The organism is Exiguobacterium sp. s128, from assembly GCF_018618815.1.
Classification (GTDB): domain Bacteria; phylum Bacillota; class Bacilli; order Exiguobacteriales; family Exiguobacteriaceae; genus Exiguobacterium_A; species Exiguobacterium_A antarcticum.
Genome location: NZ_JACSMT010000008.1, coordinates 1 through 25,859, shown reverse-complemented (window position 1 = coordinate 25,859; position 25,859 = coordinate 1). Strand labels below are relative to the sequence as shown.

The window sequence follows — 25,859 nt, the reverse complement described above, 5'->3', positions numbered from 1 at the left end:
AATGACGACCTTTATATCAATCGTATTGATGTTCGGTGTACTTGTTGCCGTACATGAATGGGGTCATCTCGTAATGGCGAAACGCGCCGGCATTCTCTGTCGGGAATTCGCCATCGGATTTGGATCAAAAATCTTTTCTTTTTTCAAAAATGAGACCTTGTACACGGTCCGTTTGTTGCCGATTGGCGGATATGTCAAGATGGCGGGGGAAGAGCCGGAATTCGTCGAAGTTAAGCCAGGTCAAACGATTGGTTTAGCACTTCATGAGGGGATCGTCGAAACGATTTATCTCGATCCTGCTCGTCCAGAGACGGATCAAGTCGTGACAGTTGAAAAAATCGATTTGTTGCACAAGCTAGAAATCGTCGCCTTACAAGATGAAGTGTCGACACGTTATCCTGTCTCGAAGACGGCATTTCTCGTCGAGGGACAAACGAATACGCAAATTGCGCCTTATGATCGGACGTTTGGATCAAAATCGGTGTTTAAACGGGTCTTAGCGATTGCAGCAGGTCCGGCGATGAACTTTGTGCTCGCTTTCGTCATTTTATTTGGACTCGCTTTATACAATGGTTCACCTACAGGCGAAAGTGTGATTGGGACGGTCCAAAAAGGATCACCTGCTGATCAAGCAGGGCTTGTCGAAGGAGACCGAATTCTGTCTGTCAACGGAGACCCAACCGGAAAATGGACGGATTTACGTGCCGGTTTCCAAGATCAAGCAGGAAAAGAAACGACGGTTGTATACGAACGGGATGGACAAGAACAAACAACGACGATTACACCAAAGATCCAACAACAAGGGGATCAAAAAGTTGGAATCATCGGTGTGACGAATGAAACGGAAAAATCGTTCGGAACGGCGTTGCAAACCGGTGTATCTGAAACATGGCGGATGTCGACGTTGATCGTCGGAGCGGTCGGAGACTTAGTGACCGGTGCCGTGGGTGTTGATCAATTGTCAGGACCGGTCGGTATCGTTAAAATGACCGATCAGGTTGCTGATAGTGGGTTTTCGATGTTATTGACATGGACAGCGTTACTTTCTGTTAACTTAGCCGTGTTCAACTTGTTGCCGTTACCGGCTTTAGATGGTGGACGCTTATTGTTCCTGTTCTTAGAGGCTGTGCGCGGAAAGCCTGTTGATCCACAAAAAGAAGGATTGGTTCATTTTGTTGGATTTGCCTTGTTGATGCTGCTGATGTTAGTCGTCACATGGAACGATATCCAGAAATTCTTTTAAATTATTAGTCAAAGGGGTTCACGACTCAAATGAAACAATCGAAACTATTTATGCCAACTTTGCGTGAAGTACCATCCGATGCAGAAGCCGTCAGTCATCAACTGCTGTTACGTGCGGGATTCATGCGCCAAAATGCAGCTGGAATCTATTCTTATCTTCCGCTTGCTAAACGTGTCCTCTCTAAAATTGAGACGATTGTCCGTCAAGAGATGGAAGCAGCTGGTGCGCAAGAACTATTGATGCCGGCCATTCAACCGGCAGAACTTTGGGAAGAAACAGGACGATGGGATATTTATGGTCCAGAACTGATGCGTCTGACGGATCGTCATGACCGCCGGTTTGCGCTTGGTGCCACGCACGAGGAATTGATTACCTCAATCGTTCGAGATGAGTTGAACTCGTATAAAAAATTACCAGTCAACCTGTTCCAGATTCAAATGAAATACCGCGATGAGCGTCGACCACGCTTCGGATTACTCCGTGGGCGCGAATTCATCATGAAAGATGCGTACTCTTTCCATGCAACACAAGAGAGTTTAGAAGAAGAATATCAAAACATGTTTGAAGCCTATACAAAGATCTTCACACGTGTTGGGCTCGAATTCCGTCCGGTCGTCGCAGACTCTGGCGCAATCGGCGGTAGCGGGACACACGAATTCCATGCGTTAGCCGCAATCGGGGAAGATACAATTGTTTATTCCGATCAATCAGACTATGCTGCCAACTTAGAGATGGCAGAATCAGTGGATCAGTACGCGAAACAAGAGAAATCACCGGCGGCGTTAGAAGAAGTACACACAGGTGATGCAAAAACGATTGAAGCCGTCAGTGCGGTGCTTGGATTACCGGAACAGGAGTCGATCAAAACCGTTGTCTTCAAAACGGAACAAGGTCTCGTCATGGCGCTCGTTCGCGGCGACCATGAAGTCAACGATATCAAACTGAAAAATTATCTCGGTGCCCTTGATATCATGATGGCAACGGATGAAGAAATCGAACAGGCCCTTCACTCGACACCAGGAACACTGGGACCGATTGGCGCCGAGATGAAAATCGTTGCGGATTACGCGATCCGTGCTCTGACGAATGTGGTCTGTGGTGCCAATAAAGCAGAAACACACTATATTCATGTGGATCCGAGTCGCGATTTCGAGGCAGAGTATACGGACTTACGATTTGTCGAAGAAGGAGACGTGTCGCCAGATGGAGCCGGACACGTCAAGTTTGCTCGAGGAATTGAAGTCGGACAAGTCTTTAAGCTCGGGACACGTTACTCAGAAGGCATGAACGCAACGTTCCTGGATGAGGGTGGAAAAGCACAACCGTTAATCATGGGTTGTTACGGGATTGGCGTTTCCCGGACGATGTCTGCTGTCGTCGAACAACATTATGACGAGCGAGGAATCGTTTGGCCTAAAGCGATCGCACCGTTTGATGTTCATTTGATTGCAGTCAATGGTAAAAATGCGGATCAAATGCAGGTCGCGGAAACCGTGTATCAAGAGTTGACGGCTGCTGGGTTCTCCGTTCTCTTCGACGATCGTAAGGAACGGGCTGGCGTGAAGTTTGCCGATGCAGACTTGATTGGTTTACCGGTCCGGATCAACGTCGGTAAAAAAGCACCGGAAGGTATCGTCGAACTGAAAGCACGTCGTGGCGGTGAAGCAGAAGAAATTCAGCAAACAAATCTTCTTGAGGCTGTTCGTTCGCTTTATGAAGGTTTACAATAAACAATGGGAACGGTCACTTTTCGTAAAGTGACTGTTTTCTTGTCTCACACCCATTCGCCCCTTGGGCAATCTGCAAGAGGAGGAGGAGTGGCTGTCATGGTGTGGAGCTATAACGACAGCACAAATGCGAGTGGATACACAACAACGCATGTCGCTCTTGATGAGCGATCTAGAATTACCGACCGGCATCGTGGAAGAATTTTTTACCGATGCCTCTCTTGAAAAATTACGGGTTCAGAAGGCGACTTCGACATGGACCTTCCATATCCAAATTGCACGTGTCTTACCCCAAAACGTCTATCAGATGTTTTATAGCCGTTTGAAAAGTCGTTACCAACAGTTTGCGGAAGTGAAGTTGTTTTTAGAGTCAAAAGAGCGGCCTGACAACAAACTATTTATTGATTATTGGCCGTATATCGTTGAAGACTTGGCCGATGCCTCGTCGGCGATGCGGAGCCATCTCAGTCGGGTGTTGCCTGAGTACCGCGACAATAAACTATTCATCCCGGTTCGGAGTGAACCAGAAGCCGGGTTCTTAAAAAATGATTTATGTGGCGAGATGCAACTGTTGTACGGTGCGTACGGGTTTCCGAAGTTCCTTTGTGAGCCCGTCGTCCAAATGGATCAGACACAACAAGAACAGTTGCGCAATCAAGTGAAGCAAGAAGATATCGAAGAAGCCAAGCGGATGCTTGAATTACAATTCAAACGTGAACAGTCACGGGATGATGACGAGGGTCCGGTCGATATTCGTATCGGAAAACCGATTCAAGACGAAGTTGTTCCGATCAAGACGATTCAAGATGAGGAACGACGGATTGCGATTCGTGGTCTCGTCTTTGCGGCTGAAAGCCGTGAACTCCGAAGTGGAAAAACCATCTTTACCTTTAAGCTGACCGACTACACGGATTCATTAGTCGTCAAAATGTTTGCACGGGACGAAACGGACGTCAAGATCTTGTCGGCCATTAAAAAAGGTATGTGGATTCAAGTCGCAGGTCGTGTAGAATTTGATACGTTCTTGCGTGATTTGTGTATGATGATTGCTCAACTGTCCGAAGTGAAAATGGAGTTGCCTGCTGATCCATGGGCGGGCGAGAAGCGTGTCGAACTACATGCGCATTCTCAAATGAGTCAGATGGATGCCGTCATGAATGTCACGAAATATGTCGAACGTGCGGCAACCTGGGGACATCCTGCTGTCGCCATCACGGACCATGCCGGTGCTCAAAGTTTTCCGGATGCCTATTATGCCGGTAAAAAAAATGATATCAAGATTTTGTACGGAATTGAAGCGAACGTCGTCAATGATGGGGTGCAAGTCGCGTATCATCCGGTCGATCAGGAATTAGAGAAAGCGACGTTCGTCGTGTTTGACGTCGAGACGACCGGCCTTTCTGCGATGTACAACAAAATCATCGAGCTCGCGGCGGTCAAAATTTACGATGGGGATATCATTGATAAGTTCGAAGCGTTTGCGGACCCGAAACATCTGTTGTCAGCGACGACAATCGATTTGACCGGCATCACAGATGAGATGGTCCGGGGCAAACCGGATCCGGAACAAGTCGTCAAAGAGTTCATGGACTGGGCGGGGGAGTCAATTCTCGTTGCCCACAATGCCTCATTTGATATTGGTTTCTTAAATGCGACGTTACGTTCTGGTAGTCATGAAGAGTCCGTCTTACCTGTCATCGATACGCTCGAACTGGCACGTGTCTTGATGCCAAGCCTGAAAAATCACCGCTTAAATACGTTAGCCAAACGGTTTGACATTGAATTGACGCAACATCACCGGGCGATTTATGATGCGGAAGCGACCGGGTATTTGATGCTGAAGTTGCTTCAGATGGCGGATGAGATGTTTAACATGAAAACCCACCTCTCGCTGAACCGGGAAATGGGGAAGGATATTTCACGGGCTCGTCCGTACCATGCAACGGTCTATGCCAAAAACCGAACCGGGCTTAAAAACCTCTATCGTCTGATTTCACTGGCGCATACGAAACACGTCCACCGGGTCGTCCGCACTCCTCGTTCACAACTTGTTGCTCATCGCGACGGATTGATCATCGGTTCTGCTTGTGACAATGGAGAAGTATTTGATGCAGCACTCAACAAATCAGATGACGATTTAGCGAAGGTGATGCGTTTTTATGATTTTATCGAAATACAGCCTCCAGCAATGTATGGACATCTGATTGAACGGGAAATCGTTCAAAATGAGTTGGAATTACGTGAATTCATTAAAAAAGTCATTCGCGTGGCAGAAGAAAATGACATCTTACCGGTCGCGACAGGGAATGTCCATTACTTGGACAAACATGATGCGACGTACCGGGAAGTGTTGATTCGGACGCAAGGTGGTGCCAACATGTTGAACATGCGGAAGCAGTTACCACCTGCCCATTTCCGGACGACACAAGAAATGATGCAGGACTTTAAATTTTTAGGACCGGAACTTTCGGAACGACTGGTCATTACGAACAGTCAACAGATCGCGGACTGGTTTGAAAACATTGATATCATTCCGAAAGATTTATTTACACCGAAAATCGAGGGGGCAGACGAGGAAGTCCGGACACTCTCTTACAACATGGCACATCAGATTTATGGAGAAGTGTTGCCGGAAATCGTCGAAGCACGACTCGAAAAAGAATTGAAGTCGATCATCGGTCACGGCTTTGCCGTCATCTATCTGATTTCTCATAAACTGGTTAAGAAATCACTCGATGATGGGTATCTCGTCGGGTCCCGTGGATCGGTTGGGTCCAGTCTGGTCGCGACGATGACGGAGATTACGGAAGTCAATCCACTACCGCCGCATTATGTCTGTCCGAACTGTAAGGAATCAGAATTCTTTGATGATGGATCTGTCGGTTCAGGATTTGATTTACCAGATAAATCGTGTAAGACGTGTGACATTCCGTTAACAAAAGACGGACATGATATTCCGTTTGAGACGTTCCTTGGATTTAAAGGCGATAAAGTACCTGATATTGATTTAAACTTTAGCGGGGAATACCAACCGAAAGCTCACGCATACACAAAAGTCTTGTTCGGGGCTGACTACGTCTACCGAGCAGGAACAATCGGAACGATTGCTGAGAAAACCGCCTATGGTTACGTCAAAGGGTATCAATCAGAAAATGACTTGAATTACCGGAACGCGGAAGTCGATCGGCTCGTCAGTGGTGTGACCGGTGTCAAACGGACGACAGGACAACATCCGGGTGGGATCATTGTCGTGCCGGATTATATGGACATTTATGATATCAGTCCGATTCAATTTCCGGCTGATGATATGGGGTCTGAGTGGAAAACGACCCACTTTGATTTCCACTCGATTCATGACAACTTACTAAAACTCGATATCCTCGGTCATGACGATCCGACGATGATTCGGATGTTACAAGACTTGTCCGGACGAGATCCCAAAACGATTCCTGTCGATGATGCAGAAGTCATGAAAATCTTTAGTTCGACAGAATCGATTGGTGTGACGCCGGAACAGATCGACTCGAAGACAGGAACGCTTGGGATTCCGGAGTTTGGGACGAAATTCGTCCGACAGATGCTCGAAGAAACCAAACCGACGACATTCTCAGAACTTGTTCAGATTTCTGGTCTGTCGCACGGGACCGATGTCTGGCTCGGGAACGCCAGTGAATTGATTTATAATGGAACGTGTGAGCTGAAGGACGTCATCGGTTGTCGAGATGATATCATGGTCTACCTGATTTATGCCGGTCTGGAACCGTCGCTCGCCTTCAAAATCATGGAGTCCGTCCGAAAAGGGAAAGGTCTTTCGATTGAGATGGAAGAAGCGATGATTGAGAACAACGTCCCACTGTGGTACATCGACTCGTGTAAAAAAATCAAATACATGTTCCCGAAAGCGCACGCCGCGGCCTATGTCCTAATGGCAGTGCGGATCGCTTATTATAAAGTGCATCATCCGATGTATTACTATGCATCTTATTTCACGGTCCGTGCGGGTGATTTTGATATCGGAGCGATGAATAAAGGATCGGCTGCTATTCGAAAGGTATTACAAGACATTAAAGATAAAGGTTTTGAAGCAACGGCGAAGGATAAAGGGCTCTATACGGTGCTTGAGATTGCCCTCGAAATGATTGAACGTGGTTTTACATTCAATAAAGTCGACTTATACAAATCCAGTGCGACAGAGTTCTTAATCGATGGGGACACGTTGTTGCCACCGTTCGACGCCGTGACCGGTCTTGGGACGAATGCGGCGAAACAAATCGTCGAAGCCCGAAAAGGGGGAGAGTTCCTATCGAAAGAAGATCTGCAAAAACGAGCGAAATTATCGAAGACGATTATTGAAACGCTGGATAATCTCGGTTGTCTAGAAGGTCTTCCGGATGAGAACCAACTCTCGTTATTTGACCTCTAAAGCCTTGCGGATGCTTGCTTAAGACGGTGCATTATGCTATATTGAGTGAGGAAATGTTTTTTATACTACGACTTGGAAGGAGTAGGGGGACCTGCTCCTTTCTTGTTTGTTTTTTGAAGGAGGATGAAGATGACGAACGTAACTGAGAAGGTCGAACTGCTCGCAAAACCGATCGTAGAACGAGAGGGGATGGAGCTTGTCGACGTCGAATTCGTCAAAGAGGGGGCGGATTGGTTCCTACGTGTCTCCATCGATAAGGAAGGTGGCGTTGACCTGGAAGATTGTGTCAACATCAATGAAAAGTTGTCGGAAGCGTTGAACCAAGACGATCCGATTGATGAACCCTACTATTTAGATGTTGCCAGTCCAGGTGCTGAACGACCACTTAAAAAAACTGAGGATTTCGAAAAGGCGATTGGAAAACATGTCTATATCAAGACCCATGACCCGGTCAAGGATGCCACAGAATTCGAAGGGACTTTACTGACGTATTCGGATGAGCTACTTGAAATCGAAGTTCGTGTGAAGACACGCAAATTGAAAATTGAAATACCGGTGAACAAGATCGCGATGGCGCGGCTTGCGGTAGTGTTCTAAGGAAAGGAAGAGAACGATGGGACCACAGTTACTCGAAGCAATCGAACAAATCGCAAAAGAAAAAGAGATTGATAAAAATATCATCATCGATGCGTTAGAACAAGCATTGATTTCCGCTTACCGTCGCAACTTTGGAAAAGAGTCGGAGGCAGTTAAGGTTGAGTTTGACCAAAAAACAGGAGATATTCGTGTTTTTGCCCTCAAAGAAGTGGTCGAACGGTTAACACAACCGGAAGAACAACTGTCACTCGAGGAAGCACACGAAATCGATCCAACCTATGAACTCGGGGATTTCCATAAGGTCGAGGTCACGCCTGGTGATTTTGGTCGTGTTGCTGCTCAGACGGCAAAACAAATCGTGACACAAAAGATGCGAGAAGCAGAACGGGAACGGATTTATAATCACTTTGCTGACCGCGAAGATGAGATCATGACGGGGATGGTCGAACGTCAGGACGCCCGTAATCTCTACGTCAACCTCGAGGGAATCGAAGCGGTCTTGACGACACATGAACAGATGCCAAACGAACGATTTGGAATCCGGGAATACATCAAAGTCTATGTCACGAAAGTCGATCCGATGGTCAAAGGATCAGGCGCTTCGATCCTTGTTTCGCGGACACATCCAGGGTTGCTGAAACGTCTCTTTGAAATTGAAGTACCCGAAATCGCGAGTGGTGAAGTCGAAGTGAAGTCAGTCGCACGTGAAGCGGGTGACCGTTCGAAGATTGCCGTTGCTTCCGATGAAATTGATCCAGTTGGTGCATGTGTGGGTCAAAAAGGAGCACGTGTTCAGCGTATCGTCAACGAGTTGAACGGTGAGAAAATCGATATCGTCCGTTATTCCGATGATCCAAAAGAATATGTAGCGAACGCCTTAAGCCCAGCGCAAGTCGTGGCGGTATATGTCAATGAACCAGCGAAAGCAACGATTGTTGTCGTTCCTGACTTCCAATTGTCACTCGCCATCGGGAAACGTGGTCAAAATGCCCGTCTCGCAGCGAAATTGACAGGTTGGAAGATTGATATCAAGAGTGAATCCGAAGCAGAGTCAATGGGGCTGAAAGATGTCTTCTTGAAAGCAGAGCCTGTAACAGAAGCAGTTGACATGGAAACGGTCCAAGTCGAAGGCGAGGAATAATTCGTGCAAAAAAAGGTACCATTACGTAAATGTGTCATCACACAAGAAATGCGTCCTAAAAAAGAACTAATTCGGGTCGTTCGAACACCTGATAGTGAGGTTGTCGTCGATCTTAATGGTAAAATGAATGGGCGAGGAGCCTATTTGACAAAGGACGTCACTGTCATTGCGACAGCAAAAAAGAAACGCACACTCGATCATCATCTGAAAGTCAAAACGACGGATGCGTTATATGATCAATTGCTTGCGATCGCGGGAGGTACACATGAGTAAATGGGAATCGCTCCTTGGTCTCGCGAACCGAGCGCGGAAAGTGACGACTGGAGAAGAACTCGTACTGAAAGAAGTACGGGGAGGACAAGCCAAACTTGTCCTCTTAGCAGCAGATGCGGGGGCTGCCACGCGTAAGAAAGTAACAGATAAGTGTACAAGTTATCGTGTCCCGTATATCGAAGTTGCGGACCGAAATATCCTTGGGCATGCACTTGGAAAAGATGCGCGTGTCGTCGTGTCAGTCAACGAAGCCGGATTTGCGAAAAAGCTAACTGAACTCCTCTCGAACGATTAACTGGAGGTGGATCTTTTGGGTAAACGTGTATACGAATTCGCGAAAGAACAGAACGTAACGAGTAAGCAGGTCATCGCCCAGCTCGAAAAGCTGGAAAAACCAGTCAAGAACCATATGGCGGTCTTAGATGAACAGACAGTACAGCAACTCGACAAAGTATTTAATCCCGAGAAACATCGGGTCCAAAAAACGGAGGCTCCAAAACAAGTGAAATCAGACAATAAACCGAACAGACCAGGAACAACTAACAAACCAGCAGGGAACCAATCACGCAATACGAAAGGCGGACGTCCAGAATTCGGTAACCGCAACAACCGTGGTGGCAAACGCCGTCCGCAGAAAAAGGCAGAACCACGTAAATTAGAAGTAGCAGACCCGAATTCAAAATCAAGTCAACGAAAAGCGGCACGTCGTGCGCAAGAAGAAGCAATGGCAAACGTCGTTCAATACGCTGACAACTTAACAGTGGGTGAACTTGCTGAAAAAATGGACAAAAAACCAAACGAACTCATCATGAAATTGATGGGAATGGGTGTCATGGCGACAATCAACCAGGATCTCGATGATGAGACGGTCGAATTGTTAGCATCTGACTTCGGTTTTGAAGTCGAGAAGACAGTCCAAGTCGATGAGACGGAATTTGATGCATATGAGTTGAACTTAGAAGATTATACGTTGTCAGAGCGTCCACCGGTCGTTACGATCATGGGACACGTCGACCACGGTAAAACAACATTGCTTGACTCGATTCGGAACACAAAAGTTACTGCAGGTGAAGCCGGCGGAATCACGCAACATATCGGTGCTTACCAAGTTGAAATCGATGGAAAGAAAATCACATTCCTCGATACACCAGGTCACGCCGCCTTTACGACAATGCGTGCGCGTGGTGCAGATGTCACGGATATCGCGATCATCGTCGTCGCAGCAGATGACGGTGTCATGCCGCAAACAGAAGAAGCCATCAGTCATGCGAAGGCAGCTGGTGTTCCGATCATCGTTGCTGTCAACAAGATGGACAAAGAAGGCGCAAATCCGGACCGTGTCAAACAAGAGTTGACAGAGTTTGGTCTTGTCGCAGAGGATTGGGGCGGCGATACGATTTTCGTACCGGTTTCAGCTTTAAAAGGTGACGGAATCGACGAATTGTTAGAAATGATTCTTCTTGTTTCAGAAGTCCAAGAATATCAGTCAACACCAGAGATGCATGGTCGTGGTACAGTCATCGAGGCTAAACTCGATAAAGGTCGTGGACCTGTTGCGACGTTACTCGTGCAACACGGAACACTTCGTGTCGGAGACCCGATTGTTGTCGGTCATACGTTCGGTCGGATCCGGGCAATGGTGAGCGATATCGGTCGTCGTGTCAAAGAAGTGGGACCATCGACGCCAATCGAAATCACAGGGTTAAACGATGTGCCAAAAGCGGGTGATCAATTCATCGCCTTTGAAGATGAGAAAAAAGCGCGTCAAATCGGTGAAGCACGTTATCAACGTGAAATCGAGGCGCAACGTCGTGACTCGGCAAAAGTCAGTCTCGAAGATCTTTTTGATCGCATCAAAGAGGGTGAAGTCAAGGACCTCAACATCATCATCAAGGGGGATGTTCAAGGTTCAGTCGAGGCTCTTGCTGGTTCACTCAAGAAAATCGATGTCGAAGGCGTTAAAATCAACATCGTTCACTCCGGTGTCGGTGCGATTACCGAAGGAGACGTCATCCTTGCTTCAGCAGCAAACGCCATCATCATCGGTTTCAACGTTCGTCCGGATGGTAATGCAAAATCAATGGCCGATCAAGAGAAAGTCGAGATTCGTCTTCACCGGATCATCTACAATGCCATTGAAGAAATTGAACAAGCGATGAAAGGATTACTTGATCCAGAATTCATCGAGAAAATCATCGGTCAAGCAGAAGTGCGCGACGTCATCAAAGTTTCGAAAGTCGGAACGATTGCTGGTGGTTATGTCACGGAAGGTAAGTTGACACGTGCAGCAGGCGTTCGTGTAGTTCGTGACAGCATCGTTATTTTCGAAGGGAAGCTCGATACGTTACGTCGTTTCAAAGACGATGTGAAAGAAGTCGCAACAGGTTACGAATGTGGAATCAAGATTGAACGTTACGATGATATCAAGGTTGATGACGTCATCGAAGCATTCGTCATGGAAGAAGTAAAACGGAAGTAACAGAACGGATCAGAATCCGAACTGGAGGGATTACAAATGAGTGTACGCTCGAATCGTGTAGCAGAACAAGTACGGAAAGAAATTACGCAAATGTTGATTAAAGATGTCAACGATCCACGTGTCAAGCCGATCACCGTCACAGGTGTCGAGGTGACAGGGGACTTGCAACAAGCAACGATCTTTTATTCAGTGCTCGGAGATGAAACGGTGCGGGAAGAAGCACGGGTCGGACTTGAAAAATCAAAAGGGTTCATGCGCAAAGAAATCGGATCACGGATCCGTTTACGTAAGACACCTGAACTGTTATTTGAGATTGACACATCAGTCGAGTACGGATCACGGATTGACGAGTTGCTCCGGAACTTGAACAAGGATTAACAAGACAAGGGCAGCCACAGGTGTGGTTGCCCTTTTTGAGGAGGAATTTTAATGGAACCCATCGGAGTATTACCGTTAGATAAACCGGCAGGCATGACAAGCCACGACTGTGTCTTTCGACTGCGTCGCCTTTTTCAAACTAAAAAAGTGGGACATACGGGTACACTTGATCCAGAAGTGACGGGAGTCTTACCCATTTGTTTAGGCCGAGCGACGAAGCTTGCGCGTTTCATTACGGATGAAGGAAAAACATATGCGGCAGAAGTGACGATTGGTTACGCGACGACGACAGAAGATGCACACGGGGAGACAGTGCACGAGACACCTGTCATATCGGATTCGATTTCTGATCAAATGATTGATGAAGTGTTGGAACAATTGACGGGGCAGATTCAGCAGACACCCCCTTATTATTCTGCCGTCAAAGTGAACGGAAAAAAACTATACGAATATGCGCGAAAAGGAATTGAAGTGGAACGACCGACACGGATCGTCCAAATCGATGCGTTGGAGCGGACTTCTGAAGTGACATTTGAGGACGGTCTCTGTCGTTTTCGGATTGAGATTGCGTGTGGAAAAGGTACCTACATTCGAACGTTGGCAGTAGAGATCGGTGAACGCTTAGGATACGCTGCACATATGAGTGATCTGCGCCGAACAAGCTCGGGTGCGATGTCTGAAGTGGATGCAGTCACGCTAGCGACGTTAGAAGCGTGTGAGACGATCGAAGAGCGGATGCAGTATGTCCTACCGATTGAACAGGTGATCCAAAAATGGCCACGTCTGACTGTCGACGCTGAAACGGCAGCCCGTGTATTAAACGGTGCCAAGCTGCCAAGCATTCCGGTCGAATTTGAACGATTTACTGTCTATAATGAAGAAGGCGTCCCTTTAGCGATCTATCGGCTTGATCCTGAAATCAGTATGGGACGTGTTGAAGTCATGTTACAAATCGATTAAGATCGGAGAGATCAGGAATGGACATCATTCACTTAACATATCCAGAACGACCGGTAGAAGATCCAGCCGTCATCGCACTTGGATTTTTTGATGGCGTACATCTTGGACACCAACGTGTCTTACAAGTAGCACTGGAAAAAGGACGTCAATTGAACGTACCAGTAGCTGTCATGACGTTTGATCCTCATCCGAAACAGGTGCTTGGACAGGGAACAGAACAGGTTCGCTATATTACACCGCTTGACCGGAAACTGGAGAAGATGGCGCAACTTGGAATTGATCGGGTCTATGTCATCGAATTTACCATTACGTTTTCTGAATTATCCCCACAAGATTTTGTCGATCATTATTTGATTGCGGCAGGAGCCTGCCATATCGTAGCAGGTTTTGATTATTCGTACGGTCGATTTGGTGTAGGGAAAATGGAGACGCTCGATTTTCATAGTCGGGGACGATTTGATCATACGACGGTCTCCGAACATCAAGCGGACAAGGAAAAGGTGAGTTCGACCCGGATTCGGCATTTGTTAGCGAGCGGGGCTGTCTCGGAGGCGGCTACGTTATTAGGTGAGCCATACCAAACGAAAGGGATCGTCATCCATGGTGATGCCCGTGGTAGGCAGATTGGTTTTCCGACAGCGAACATCCGACCTGAATTTTCGTATGTCATTCCGAAATTAGGGGTATATGCGACGTTTGTCCATTTAGAAGATGGGCGGAAATATCCGGCGATGACGAATATCGGACGGCGTCCGACATTTTATGAAACAGGGGACGTCAGCATCGAAACCCACCTCTTACAGTTCGATGAAGATTTATACGGACAAGAACTGAAGCTGGAGTGGATGGCGTACTTACGAGACGAACGTGCATTTGACGGCATCGATAGTTTGAAGACACAGCTGGCACAGGATAAAATCAATGCATTACAGGCATTAACCGTTTGACAGACCGGCAGTGGTTCGTTATGATGAGTCAGTACGAATACGTACAGCCGGTTGGCTTGGCATCAGGTCTCACCATCCGATGCTCGGCAATACGGTCATTCAAAAGATGGAGGTGGAGTGACAATGGCACTCACTAAAGAACGTAAAAATGAAATTATCGAAGCTTATGCTACGAAACAAGGCGATACTGGTTCGCCGGAAGTACAAGTTGCTGTTTTAACTGAACAGATCACAACTTTAAACGATCACTTACGTACACACAAAAAGGATCACCACTCACGTCGTGGTCTCTTGAAAATGGTTGGTCGTCGCCGTAACTTGCTCACATACCTTCGTAACAAGGATGTTTCACGTTACCGTTCATTGATCGAGCGTCTTGGTCTTCGTCGCTAATCTGAACAGATCAACAAGAAGTAGGAGCATCGTCTCCTGCTTCTTTTTTTTGCCGATTCATGGACATTTGACGCAAGAACATCCATAATTAGATTTGAATGAAAAAACGGATAGAAGTGAGAGGGGATTTGTGCATGTCACAAACAAAACAGACGTTTTCGACCGAACTCGGTGGACGTCCTTTAACAATTGAAATCGGTCAACTGGCCAAACAAGCGAACGGAGCAGCTTTGATCCGTTATGGTGAGACAGCAGTTCTTGCGACGGTCGTTGCGTCAAAACAACCAAAAGACTTGGATTTCTTCCCATTAACAGTGAACTATGAAGAAAAATTATATGCAGCAGGTAAGATTCCTGGTGGTTTCTTAAAACGTGAAGGACGTCCAGGTGAAAACGCGATTTTGACGTCACGTTTGATCGACCGTCCGATTCGTCCATTGTTCCCAGACGGTTTCCGTCATGACATTCAAGTTGCGACGACGGTCTTATCGTCAGACGAAGATAACTCACCGGAAGTAGCCGCGATGATCGGGGCATCGATTGCCCTGTCGATTTCAGACATTCCATTTGATGGTCCGATTGCAGGTGTCACGATTGGTCGTGTCGATGGTGCATTCATCATCAATCCGTCATTAAGTCAAGCGGCTGCAAGTGATATCGACCTTCAAGTAGCAGGAACAAAACACGCGGTCAACATGGTTGAAGCGGGTGCAAAAGAAGTATCGGAAGAAGCGATGCTCGAAGCGATCCTCCTCGGACATGATGTCATCAAGACATTGATTGCGTTCCAAGAAGAAATCGTCGCAGCAGTCGGCAAAGAAAAATTCGCCTATACGGTGTCTTCATTTGACGAGACGCTTGTCTCTCGCCTGAAAACAGAAGCACTTGCAGAAGTGACGGCAGCGGTTCAAGTCGAAGAAAAACAAGCACGTGATCTCGCGATCAACGAAGTCATTTCGAAATACATCGATCAGTATGCAGCAGATGATTCCATCACGGAAGCACAATTAGCAGAAGTTTCAGGTGTCTTGAATAAATTCGTCAAAACAGAAGTCCGTCGATTGATCACAGAAGATAAAGTCCGTCCAGATGGACGAGGACTTGCTGAGATTCGTCCACTCGATTCAGAAATCGGATTGTTGCCACGTGCACACGGTTCAGGTCTGTTCACACGTGGTCAAACACAAGTCTTGTCTGTCGCAACACTAGGTGTCGCAGGCGATGCTCAAATCATCGATGGTCTCGGGGTGAAAGCTGAAAAACGATTCATGCATCATTACAACTTCCCACCGTTCTCAGTCGGAGAAGCACGTCCGATGCGTGCACCGGGCCGCCGGGAAATCGGACACGGAGCTCTTGGTGAGCGCGCTTTGTTACCTGTTTTACCGTCAGAAACAGATTTCCCGTATACGATCCGCCTGGTATCAGAAGTACTTGAATCAAACGGATCGTCTTCACAGGCATCGATCTGTGGATCGATTCTTGCGATGATGGATGCCGGTGTCCCTCTTAAAGCACCAGTTGCAGGTATCGCGATGGGCTTGATCAAAGAAGGCGAAAACTACTCCATCTTAACCGATATCCAAGGAATGGAAGACCATCTCGGCGATATGGACTTTAAAGTGGCTGGTACAAAAGATGGTGTTACCGCTCTTCAAATGGATATGAAGATTGGTGGTATCACGCGTCAAATCCTTGAAGAGGCACTAGAACAAGCACGTCTCGGTCGTTTACACATCTTGGAACACATGAATTCAGTGATTGCTGAACCACGTGTCGAGTTGTCTAAATATGCACCAAAAATCGTCACACTCAAAATCAATCCGGATAAAATCCGTGATGTGATTGGACCCGGCGGTAAAGTCATCAATAGCATCATCGATGAGACAGGGGTTAAGATCGATATCGATCAAGACGGAACCGTCTTCATCGCATCAACGGATCAAGACGGCATCAATCGTGCGCGTCAGTTGATTGAAGACATCGTTCGTGAAGTCGTCATCGGTGAAGAATTTGACGGAACGGTTCGCCGCGTCGAAAAATTCGGAGCGTTCGTCGAATTGTTTAAAGGAAAAGATGCCCTTGTGCATATCTCGGAACTAGCGCTTGAGCGTGTCGGCCAAACCGAAGATGTCGTCAAACTAGGCGACAAATTGAAAGTCCGCGTCACGGAAGTTGATGACAAAGGTCGTGTCAATGCTTCGCATAAAGTACTTCTTGTTGAAGGTATGAATGCTGAAGATCGTGCCGCATATGATGAAAAGAAAAAAACAGAGCGTGACAACCGCCCGCCGCGTCGGGATACTGGATCTCGCCCACCACGTGACGGACAACGTCCACCACGTCGTAACTAATGAAAACAAGGTGGCTCAACGGTGCGGAACGTGCATCGAGAGCCACCTTGTTTCATATTTGAAGGAGGAATAGACCATGGTCGAACAACTTACATTAGCAAATGGCGTTCGTATCGTCAGTGAACGGATCCCGAATACACGGAGTGTCGCAACCGGTATCTTCATTAAAGCCGGCTCACGAACGGAAACAAAAGAAGAACACGGCATCAGCCATTTAATCGAACATATGATGTTTAAAGGGACAAACCAGCTATCGGCAAAAGAAATCGCCGTTTATTTTGATCGCTTGGGTGGTAATATAAATGCATTCACGAGTAAGGATCAGACGTGTTATTACGTCAAGACGTTAGATGAACATGCGGTTGCGGCATTTGATGTCTTAGCAGACATGTTTTTAGAGTCGACATTCGACGAAGAAGAACTCGAAAAAGAAAAGCGGGTCGTGATTGAAGAAATAAAAATGTATGAAGATACCCCTGATGATTTGGTGCATGAATTGTTAGCGATTGCTGCTTATGGGGAGGACGTCATGGCACGACCGATTCTTGGAACAGAAGAAAGTGTCAAAAGCCTCAGCCGTCAAATGATTTTGGATTATGTCAAGGAGGCCTATGCGCCTGACCAAATCGTCATCTCAATCGCCGGTCATGTAACGGACGAACTGATCGCACAGGTCAAAACACGTTTTAGTCGCATCGAACCAAGTGAGACGACACGACAAATCCAAGAGCCGGCATTACAAAGTGAGTCCTTACGTAAGGAAAAAGATACGGAACAGGTCCATGTCTGTTATAATTTCCGTGCGATTCATTCCGCCGACGATCGGTTACCGACTTTAGCATTGTTGAATAATGCGTTTGGGGCAACGATGTCGAGCCGCCTGTTCCAATCGATTCGGGAAGATCGGGGATTAGCGTATTCTGTCTTTTCGTACTATACGACGTTTGATGACCATGGGACCTTTACGATTTATGTCGGAACATCAAAAGAGACGCTTGAAGAAGTGGAAACCGTCCTCGCGTCTGAAATCCATCACTTGCTCGCACATGGTTTGACGGTAAAAGAACTTGAGGATGGGATTGAACAATTAAAAGGTTCGTTGATTTTAGGAAATGAGAGTACATCGAGTCATATGAACCGTAATGCTCGGAACGAACTCCATTTAGGAACACATCCGACTTTAGAAGAAGTGTTAGAAGAAGTAGAACGGATTACACCGGAAAACGTGCAGGAAATGATTGCCCATATCTTTAGTGAACCACCGGCAAAAGCTTACATCCTACCGGAAATTGATGAGTGAGACCTTGAAACCAAGCGGGGCTTCCCCTACACTGAAATAGCATGTAACTGAAAAACAAGTTGTTGAGAAAGAAGGAATACCCTTGAACTTAGCTGAATTAATCGAAGTCATTCAGACTCAAAAAACCGAGCGGATGGTAGAGGCGGACGTGACCGCGTTAACAACCGATTCACGAGATGTGAAGCCAGGTACGTTGTTTGTCGCAATCAAAGGATATACAGTGGATGGACACGATTATGCACAACAAGCCGAAGCGCAGGGGGCCGTCGCAATCGTCTCAGAACGCCTGCTCGATGTGACAATTCCTGTTATTCTTGTCCGAAGTACGACACGAGCGATGGCAGAACTTGCCGGTAAATTTTATGATTATCCTTCAGAAAAAATGCGGATGATTGGCATCACCGGAACAAACGGAAAAACGACGACGACGACCATCGTTCGTGATGTTCTGGCGCAATTAGGACGGAAAACGGGCATCATCGGAACGGTCGAAGTGAAAATCGGGGATCGGGTCGTCCCGAGCCGCAATACGACACCACAAAGTTCAGAATTGCAGGCTTTTTTCCATCAGATGCAGCAAGAGGGTGTTGAAGACGTCATCATGGAAGTGTCCTCCCATGGGTTGGAACTGGGACGTGTGACGGGAACAGACTTCGATGTGGCCGGTTTCACGAATCTGACACACGATCATCTGGATTTCCATAAGACGTTTGAAAATTATGCGCGAGCAAAAGGATTACTGTTTGCCCAACTCGGTCAACGGTTATCGGATAAAAAAGTAGCCGTCTTGAATGCAGATGATGAAACCAGTCATTTGTTTGAAATGATGACGGGGGCTCGTGTCATGACGTATGGGATTGAGCAGCCCGCAGACTTGCAAGCGAAAAACATTACACAAACGCTACAGGAAACGACGTTCACGATGGTCTATCAGGAACAAGCCGTCGAATTGACAGTGCAATTCATCGGTCGATTCAACGTCTATAACTTATTACTCGCAACAGGAATTCTCCTTTCGATCGGCTACAGTCTCCCTGAGATTTCGAATGCGATCACTCAGATCCAGCCGGCTAAAGGACGGATGCAACGGTTACCGATTGACGGTTACAACATCTATGTCGATTATGCGCATACCCCTGATGGAATCGAACAATGCCTCAAGGCGTTAGTGGACGTTCCGAAAGAAAACATCATCTTTTTGATTGGTACGGGTGGCAATCGAGATGTGACGAAACGACCGATGATGGGACAACTGGCTTCGACTTACGCAGGAACGGTCGTCATTACGACGGATGATCCTCGTTTTGAATCGTATGAGTCGATTACATCCGGTATCGCATCCGGTATGCTCCACGATCAATTCGTTGAAATCGGAGACCGGGAAGAAGCCGTTCGCTACGCAGCGAGTCTCGCTCGACCGGACAACATCGTCATCCTGGCAGGAAAAGGGCATGAAAAATATCAAATCATTGGGGAGGAAAAAACACCCCTCGACGAAGAACAACTCGTCAAAGAGATGATACGCCAATTGGAGGAAAAGAAGTGACTTACCAACAACTAGACATCGAACAGAAGCAGTTTGAAGACTTTGTAAAAACACACCCTAAAGGAGATTTGTTGCAATTACCCGCCTGGGGATCCGTTAAAGCGGCAACCGGTTGGACACATGAGCGGATCGCTGTCGGAACGGCAGACGGACAACTTGTGGGCGTCGCACTGTTATTATTTAAAAAAGTTCCGAAGTTGCCGTTTACGTTATGTTACGCACCACGCGGCTTTGTCGTCGATTATAGCGATCAGGAAGCGCTCACGGCATTACGGGATGTTGCGATCCGGGTCGCCAAGCAACGGAAGGCGATTGCGATCAAACTGGATCCAAACGTCGATCGGACAGAGGATCCGACATTAGTACAAGAGATGCATTCACTTGGTTTTAAACACAATGGATTTGGAGGCGGGTTTGATTATGCGCAACCCCGCTTTACGATGGAAACGAGTCTCGAAGGAACAGAAAAAGAGATTTTTGATCGATTCCATTCGAAGTTCCGTTATAACGTTCGTTTAGCGGAGCGAAAAGGAATCATCTGTTATGAAGCTTCGCGCGATGAATTAAAAACCTTTGCGAAACTGATGGTCGAAACGGGGGAACGTGATGGTTTCTCCATCCGTGGTCTCGATTATTTTGAAAACTTATATGACCATCTGCATCCGACGGGCGATGCGGCACTATTTTTGACGAAACTGGACGTCGTCCGGGCCCTCGAAAATACGGAAGCGGCATTACTTCAAGCCGATAAAGAATTAACAAAGATTCATCGACAACTGGAAAAAGAGACGGTTGAGAAAAAAATCACGAGTCTAAACAACCGGTTAGAACAGACGACGGCTCAGATTGAAAAAGCAGAGAAGTCCAAGACGGAATTATTGACGATTGCTGCAAAACATCCTGATGGCGTGATTTTGTCTGGTGGATTATTGACACTTGCGGGTCGCCGGTCATATTACCTCTATGGGGCTTCGTCAAACGAATATCGGGAATTCATGCCGAATCATCTGATGCAGTGGACGATGATGCGTCATGCGAAGGCACATGGGGCTCTATCGTACGACTTTGGTGGTGTGAGTGGCTCGACAGATCCAGATGATCATTATGCAGGGTTGTACGCCTTTAAATCAGGGTGGGGGAGCGAAATGATTGAAAAGGTCGGTGAGTTTGATTACGTCTTAAACAAACCGTTATACGTGTTACTTGAAACAGGATTGCCGATCCTTCAAAAAATTCGGAAGAAGTTACGCCGTTAATGAAGCGGGGAACACTATTCGTCTGGATCTTGTTCCTGCTCGCTACGTTTGCGATTGGGTTATTTCTTGCTGCTTCGACCAATCGAATGCCAAGTATTCTGATCGATCAGCCGGAACTCGGGATTGAAAGTTGTCCACGAGATCGGGCAGGGGAAGATCGCCTCATTAACGCGAGTGCTAAAAACTTAAAGGGGCTGCATCCAGCCGTTCGGGCAGGAGCAGAGGACTTGATTCGGGTAAGTCATTCTTGTTACAACATCGACATCCGGATTACCCAAGGATATCGGACAAACAAACAGCAGGATGTGTTGTATGAACAAGGAAGATCCCGTGCGGGGGACGTTGTCACAAACGCGCGTGGTGGAGAATCGATGCACAATTATGGTCTTGCGATTGATTTTGTCCAGATGGTTGATGGAGACATCTCTTATGACCTGGAGTATGACGGGAACCAGTCCGGAAAAAGTGACTGGCGTGAAGTAGCAGCGGTCGGGAAAGCGCTTGGTTTTGAGTGGGGTGGCGATTGGAAACGATTCGTCGATTATCCGCATTTTGAGATGACATTCGGATACTCTCTTGACGAACTTCAAGACGATGAACGACCGAGTAGACAAGAAAAAGCCAATCGGACGGAAGAAATCGAGACACTTTTAAACCCATAAACAGACATCGTGTGGACCTGTTGATTGGTCACACGATGTTTTTTTTCGTTTTAATGGTGACTGTTGTTGGCAGAATGGCAAAGTTCGGCTAGAATAGTGATAGTGATAAGTGGACGGCTCACGAAAAGTGAATACAAATAGGAGGTCATATTGTGTCAAAGAAAAAGACGGAAAAAGTAAGCGTCTTTGCTCTTGGTGGAGCCGGTGAAATCGGTAAGAACATGTACGTCGTCGAACTCGACGAGGACATCTTCGTAATCGATGCCGGATTAATGTTCCCAGGAGACGAGATGCTTGGAATCGACAAAGTCATTCCAGACATCAGTTATTTAAAAGAAAACAAAGAACGCATTCAAGGGATTTTCATTACCCACGGTCATGAAGACCATATCGGTGCGCTCAGTTACGTCTTACGTGACTTAAAAGTACCGGTCTACGGGACACGTTTGACACTTGGGTTGATTGAAATCAAATTAAAAGAAGCCGGTTTATTGAAGAAGGCAGATCTTCGTCCAATTGATGCCAAGACGAAATTAACCGTAGCGGGTCATTTCATTACCTTCTTCCGTGTGAACCATTCGATTCCGGATGCAGTCGGGGTATGTATCCAGACATCACAAGGCGCAATCGTGCATACAGGTGACTTTAAGTTTGATTACACACCTGTCGATGGGAAACAAGCCGACTTCGGGAAAATCGCAGCCATCGGTCAACGTGGGGTGTTATGTCTCTTATCCGACTCAACGAATGCCGAGCGTCCGGGGATGTCCGGATCAGAATCGACAGTCGGTTCTGAGTTAAATGATGTCATTTACGAAGCACCAGGTCGTGTCATCGTTGCATCGTTTGCGTCAAACGTCCATCGCTTGCAACAAGTGTTTGCTGCGGCTGAAGTCAACAATCGTAAAGTCGCTGTTGTTGGCCGAAGTATGGTCAACATCGTAGAAGTTGCCCAACGGTTAAACTACTTACGGTTTAAGCAAAAAACATTAGTCGAATTGTCGGAAATCAATCGCCTGGATGACAACCAAGTCGTGATTCTGACGACCGGTTCGCAAGGTGAACCGATGGCAGCCCTCACACGAATGGCACGTAATGCGCACAAACAAGTCAACATTCGTCTAAATGATACGGTTGTCGTCGCGGCGTCGCCGATTCCCGGAAATGAGAAGTCGGTCTCGAAAACCATCGATTTGTTATTCCGTGCGGGAGCCAACGTCATTTACAACCAACGGAAGGTTCACGTCTCAGGTCATGGTCACGCAGAAGATTTGAAATTGATGCTGAACTTGATCAAACCGAAGTTCTTCATCCCGATTCACGGTGAATTTCGGATGCAAAAAGCACATAGCCGCTTAGCACAAACGGTTGGTGTCAATGCGAATAACATTTTCATCATCGAAAATGGGGATGTCGTTGAGTTTGAGAAGCGCAAAGCACGGATGTCGCGTAAAGTGAATGCCGGAAACGTCTTGATTGATGGAATCGGTGTCGGCGATGTTGGAAATATCGTCTTACGTGATCGTCGTCTCTTATCACAAGATGGGGTCGTACTTTGTGTCATCACGATCAGCCGTAAGAATAAAACGATTGTCTCAGGACCAGAAATCATCTCACGCGGATTTGTTTATATGCGTGAGTCAGAAGATATGATCAATGAAGCAAACCGGATTGTTGCGAAACAATTGCAAGGGAAATTGACAGGGGAGCTGGATTGGACAGAAATGAAGTCCTTGATTCGTGATAAGTTGAGTTCTTATCTATACGAGCAGACGAAACGTCGTCCAATGATCTTACCGATCATCATGGAAATTTAACAAAAAGAGCGACTCAGGAAGGCCGATCACTGGTCAGCTGAGTCGTTTTTTTATCAGGAGGGAATCGACAGATGGCAACAACCAAAAAGGGACCTGCCCGGAATACGCCGGCTCGAAAACGACCACCGGCGAAGAAGCGACCATCGACAAAAAAACAACGTCAACCGATTCAATATCGTACATATGCAGCGATCATTGCGGTCCTTTCATTGCTTGCGTACGTATTGGCGCTTGGGAGATTTGGCCGTGTCGGTGAAGTACTTGCTCAATTCGCAACGGATCAAGTGGGACAGTTCGGTTCGCTCCTATATGGATTGATTGGTGGAACATTATTATTAGTACTGTCTAATCAACCACGTTTCGCCAAGTGGGCATGGTCATTTTTGATGCTTGGGAGTTTGATTTTTATTGATCTTATGCTTGGACAACCGCGTGGGACGATCAATGCCTGGCTTTACCAAGGGTCGTCTTACTATATCTCAAGTTTCGGGGCCTTTATGATTGGGTTATTATTAATCATGAGTGGCATACATTTGCTGCACCCTTCCTTTTTTAGTGAGCTTGCATCTGGCATCAAAGAGCGGGTTCAAGAATTCCGTCAACGAGAACGGACGACCCCTACTCAACGAGAGCGTCGTACGCGAATAAAGCAGGAAGAAACAACACCCGAGCCAAAAATGACACGACCGCTTGATCAAAAGAAGCGGTTGAAAGAAATCGAACCCCCTGCGGAAGAAGTACCGGTCAATATCCAGGATGTTCCGATCATCGGGTTTGCAGATCATGTCGAACCGCAGGCAAAGGAAACACAAGGACCGTTGACGATGACGGAAACACCAGATGGGTATCAATTGCCCTCATTGGATTTATTAGCAGAGCCGGTCACAAAAGATTTGTCAGGTGAGAATAAACGCTTAAAAGACAATGCGACGAAACTGATTGCGACATTAAAATCGTTTGGAATCGGAGCAAAAGTCCTGAAAATCCATTTAGGTCCAAGTGTCACCAAATACGAGATTGAACCGGATCAAGGCATCAAACTCAGTCGGATTACGGGACTTGCAGACGACTTGGCACTTGCGCTTGCGGCAAAGGATATCCGAATCGAAGCTCCGATCCCTGGGAAGGCGGCTGTCGGAATCGAAGTACCGAACCGGGAAGTCGCCATGGTCTCACTCCGTGAAGTGTTAGGGGCCGAAAGTGTCCAGGCAGACCCTGACCGTCTGCTTGTCGCGTTAGGTCGAAGTATCTCAGGGGAAACGGTCACAGCCAAACTCAACAAGATGCCTCACGTCTTAGTAGCTGGATCAACCGGCTCCGGGAAATCCGTTTGTATCAATGGCATGATTGTCTCGATTTTAATGCGGGCCCGCCCCGATGAAGTACGCTTGATGATGATTGATCCGAAGATGGTGGAATTAAATGTCTACAACGGCATTCCCCACTTGTTGGCGCCTGTTGTGACCGATCCGAAAAAGGCAGCCCAAGCGTTGAAACAAGTCGTTTCGGAAATGGAACGTCGCTATGAAATCTTCAGTCAAAACGGGGCGCGGAATATCGAAGGATACAACGCCTTGATTGACAAGATGAATGCGGAAGAAAAAGTCCATCAACGCCTTCCTTACATCGTCGTCATCGTGGATGAGCTGGCGGACTTGATGATGGTCGCTTCGAACGAGGTGGAAGATGCCATCATGCGCCTCGCCCAAATGGCACGAGCGGCAGGGATTCATATGGTCATCGCGACACAACGCCCAAGTGTTGACATCATCACAGGTGTCATCAAAGCCAACATCCCTTCCCGGATTGCGTTTAGCGTGTCGAGCGGAACCGACTCGCGAACGATCCTTGATACGAGTGGAGCCGATAAACTACTTGGACGGGGAGATATGTTGTTACTTGGAAATGGGATGAATAAACCCGTCCGTGTCCAAGGCGCTTTCTTGTCGGACGAAGAGGTGGAGACAATCGTCAATCATGTCATTTCGCAACAAAAAGCCCAGTACGTCGAAGCGATGATTCCAAAAGACGTGCCGGAAGGAGAGAACGAAGTCGATGATCCGTTATATGATGAAGTGGTTCAGTTCGTCTTGACGCAAGAGACGGCCTCGACATCGATGATTCAACGGAAATATCGAATCGGCTACAACCGTGCGGCACGATTGATTGATGCGCTGGAAGGAAATGGTTTGATTGGTCCGTCAGAAGGTTCAAAACCACGACGGGTCATTGGACATTAAGTTGAGCAATGACAAAGCGATTCTCGCTTTGTCATTTCAGATCGTAGACAAACCCTCATTTCAACGTTGAAATGAGGGTTTGTCTTATGTAGTCGTAAAAAGTGATGTTGAAAACAAGGATTC

At 47.0% G+C, this 25,859-nt stretch carries 19 protein-coding genes; all 19 read left to right on the top strand.

What is annotated here, in order from left to right; all coding sequences use genetic code 11:
- Nucleotide 1 precedes the first annotated feature (1 nt).
- The 19 genes from rseP to KNQ13_RS16310 all read left to right on the top strand — a co-directional run bounded on the left by rseP (nt 2) and on the right by KNQ13_RS16310 (nt 25,736).
- The gene (rseP, locus tag KNQ13_RS05120) at nt 2-1,243 is read left to right on the top strand and encodes an RIP metalloprotease RseP (protein ID WP_026829856.1); all 1,242 of its coding nucleotides are present in this window, start codon (nt 2-4) and stop codon (nt 1,241-1,243) included.
- 29 nt (nt 1,244-1,272) lie between these two features.
- Nucleotides 1,273-2,973, top strand: coding sequence for a proline--tRNA ligase (locus tag KNQ13_RS05115; RefSeq protein WP_026829855.1), 1,701 nt, complete (start codon nt 1,273-1,275; stop codon nt 2,971-2,973).
- Nucleotides 2,974-3,097: 124 nt separating this feature from the next.
- A complete protein-coding gene (locus KNQ13_RS05110; RefSeq protein ID WP_201770333.1) occupies nt 3,098-7,393 on the top strand; it encodes a PolC-type DNA polymerase III in 4,296 nt (1,431 codons plus the stop codon).
- Between the two features lie 129 nt (nt 7,394-7,522).
- A complete protein-coding gene (rimP, locus tag KNQ13_RS05105) occupies nt 7,523-7,990 on the top strand; it encodes a ribosome maturation factor RimP (RefSeq protein ID WP_014970652.1) in 468 nt (155 codons plus the stop codon).
- Between the two features lie 16 nt (nt 7,991-8,006).
- Entirely contained in the window at nt 8,007-9,131 is a 1,125-nt protein-coding gene (gene nusA / locus KNQ13_RS05100; RefSeq protein ID WP_014970651.1) for a transcription termination factor NusA, read from the top strand.
- Nucleotides 9,132-9,134: 3 nt separating this feature from the next.
- A complete protein-coding gene (gene rnpM / locus KNQ13_RS05095; protein ID WP_014970650.1) occupies nt 9,135-9,404 on the top strand; it encodes an RNase P modulator RnpM in 270 nt (89 codons plus the stop codon).
- Nucleotides 9,397-9,699, top strand: a complete 303-nt coding sequence (locus KNQ13_RS05090; RefSeq protein ID WP_014970649.1) for a YlxQ family RNA-binding protein — start codon at nt 9,397-9,399, stop codon at nt 9,697-9,699. The genes rnpM and KNQ13_RS05090 overlap by 8 nt, the downstream gene beginning before the upstream one ends.
- 15 nt (nt 9,700-9,714) lie before the next feature.
- Nucleotides 9,715-11,883, top strand: a complete 2,169-nt coding sequence (gene infB / locus KNQ13_RS05085; protein ID WP_014970648.1) for a translation initiation factor IF-2 — start codon at nt 9,715-9,717, stop codon at nt 11,881-11,883.
- Between the two features lie 36 nt (nt 11,884-11,919).
- Complete coding sequence (gene rbfA / locus KNQ13_RS05080) at nt 11,920-12,261, top strand: 30S ribosome-binding factor RbfA (protein WP_014970647.1); 342 nt, start codon at nt 11,920-11,922, stop codon at nt 12,259-12,261.
- Between the two features lie 51 nt (nt 12,262-12,312).
- Nucleotides 12,313-13,221 carry a tRNA pseudouridine(55) synthase TruB gene (gene truB / locus KNQ13_RS05075; protein ID WP_014970646.1) on the top strand — a complete coding sequence of 303 codons (909 nt, stop codon included), beginning with the start codon at nt 12,313-12,315 and terminating at the stop codon, nt 13,219-13,221.
- A 17-nt stretch (nt 13,222-13,238) separates the two neighbouring features.
- The gene (locus KNQ13_RS05070; protein WP_026829853.1) at nt 13,239-14,168 is read left to right on the top strand and encodes a bifunctional riboflavin kinase/FAD synthetase; all 930 of its coding nucleotides are present in this window, start codon (nt 13,239-13,241) and stop codon (nt 14,166-14,168) included.
- A gap of 123 nt (nt 14,169-14,291) precedes the next feature.
- The gene (gene rpsO / locus KNQ13_RS05065) at nt 14,292-14,561 is read left to right on the top strand and encodes a 30S ribosomal protein S15 (protein WP_012370703.1); all 270 of its coding nucleotides are present in this window, start codon (nt 14,292-14,294) and stop codon (nt 14,559-14,561) included.
- Between the two features lie 134 nt (nt 14,562-14,695).
- On the top strand, nt 14,696-16,915 hold the full coding sequence (gene pnp, locus KNQ13_RS05060) for a polyribonucleotide nucleotidyltransferase (RefSeq protein ID WP_026829852.1): 2,220 nt from the start codon (nt 14,696-14,698) through the stop codon (nt 16,913-16,915).
- Nucleotides 16,916-16,991: 76 nt separating this feature from the next.
- Nucleotides 16,992-18,215 (top strand): M16 family metallopeptidase, encoded by a 1,224-nt coding sequence (locus tag KNQ13_RS05055; RefSeq protein ID WP_014970643.1) that lies wholly within the window; start codon nt 16,992-16,994, stop codon nt 18,213-18,215.
- Between the two features lie 82 nt (nt 18,216-18,297).
- Nucleotides 18,298-19,761, top strand: coding sequence for a UDP-N-acetylmuramoyl-L-alanyl-D-glutamate--2,6-diaminopimelate ligase (locus tag KNQ13_RS05050; protein ID WP_014970642.1), 1,464 nt, complete (start codon nt 18,298-18,300; stop codon nt 19,759-19,761).
- Nucleotides 19,758-21,017, top strand: a complete 1,260-nt coding sequence (locus KNQ13_RS05045; protein WP_014970641.1) for a lipid II:glycine glycyltransferase FemX — start codon at nt 19,758-19,760, stop codon at nt 21,015-21,017. The genes KNQ13_RS05050 and KNQ13_RS05045 overlap by 4 nt, the downstream gene beginning before the upstream one ends.
- On the top strand, nt 21,017-21,679 hold the full coding sequence (locus KNQ13_RS05040; RefSeq protein ID WP_014970640.1) for a M15 family metallopeptidase: 663 nt from the start codon (nt 21,017-21,019) through the stop codon (nt 21,677-21,679). The genes KNQ13_RS05045 and KNQ13_RS05040 overlap by 1 nt, the downstream gene beginning before the upstream one ends.
- Nucleotides 21,680-21,831: 152 nt before the next feature.
- Nucleotides 21,832-23,496 carry a ribonuclease J gene (locus KNQ13_RS05035; RefSeq protein ID WP_014970639.1) on the top strand — a complete coding sequence of 555 codons (1,665 nt, stop codon included), beginning with the start codon at nt 21,832-21,834 and terminating at the stop codon, nt 23,494-23,496.
- Between the two features lie 71 nt (nt 23,497-23,567).
- A complete protein-coding gene (locus KNQ13_RS16310) occupies nt 23,568-25,736 on the top strand; it encodes a DNA translocase FtsK (protein WP_026829851.1) in 2,169 nt (722 codons plus the stop codon).
- Nucleotides 25,737-25,859 lie beyond the last annotated feature (123 nt).

Bases quoted from the DNA above. Each gene is read 5' to 3' on its own strand.
- KNQ13_RS16310 (WP_026829851.1), top strand. From the start codon at position 23,568: ATGGCAACAACCAAAAAGGGACCTGCCCGGAATACGCCGGCTCGAAAA.
- KNQ13_RS05055 (WP_014970643.1), top strand. From the start codon at position 16,992: ATGGTCGAACAACTTACATTAGCAAATGGCGTTCGTATCGTCAGTGAA.
- KNQ13_RS05115 (WP_026829855.1), top strand. From the start codon at position 1,273: ATGAAACAATCGAAACTATTTATGCCAACTTTGCGTGAAGTACCATCC.
- KNQ13_RS05070 (WP_026829853.1), top strand. From the start codon at position 13,239: ATGGACATCATTCACTTAACATATCCAGAACGACCGGTAGAAGATCCA.
- rpsO (WP_012370703.1), top strand. From the start codon at position 14,292: ATGGCACTCACTAAAGAACGTAAAAATGAAATTATCGAAGCTTATGCT.
- pnp (WP_026829852.1), top strand. From the start codon at position 14,696: ATGTCACAAACAAAACAGACGTTTTCGACCGAACTCGGTGGACGTCCT.
- truB (WP_014970646.1), top strand. From the start codon at position 12,313: ATGGAACCCATCGGAGTATTACCGTTAGATAAACCGGCAGGCATGACA.
- rseP (WP_026829856.1), top strand. From the start codon at position 2: ATGACGACCTTTATATCAATCGTATTGATGTTCGGTGTACTTGTTGCC.
- rimP (WP_014970652.1), top strand. From the start codon at position 7,523: ATGACGAACGTAACTGAGAAGGTCGAACTGCTCGCAAAACCGATCGTA.
- KNQ13_RS05090 (WP_014970649.1), top strand. From the start codon at position 9,397: ATGAGTAAATGGGAATCGCTCCTTGGTCTCGCGAACCGAGCGCGGAAA.
- nusA (WP_014970651.1), top strand. From the start codon at position 8,007: ATGGGACCACAGTTACTCGAAGCAATCGAACAAATCGCAAAAGAAAAA.
- KNQ13_RS05040 (WP_014970640.1), top strand. From the start codon at position 21,017: ATGAAGCGGGGAACACTATTCGTCTGGATCTTGTTCCTGCTCGCTACG.
- KNQ13_RS05110 (WP_201770333.1), top strand. From the start codon at position 3,098: ATGCGAGTGGATACACAACAACGCATGTCGCTCTTGATGAGCGATCTA.
- rbfA (WP_014970647.1), top strand. From the start codon at position 11,920: ATGAGTGTACGCTCGAATCGTGTAGCAGAACAAGTACGGAAAGAAATT.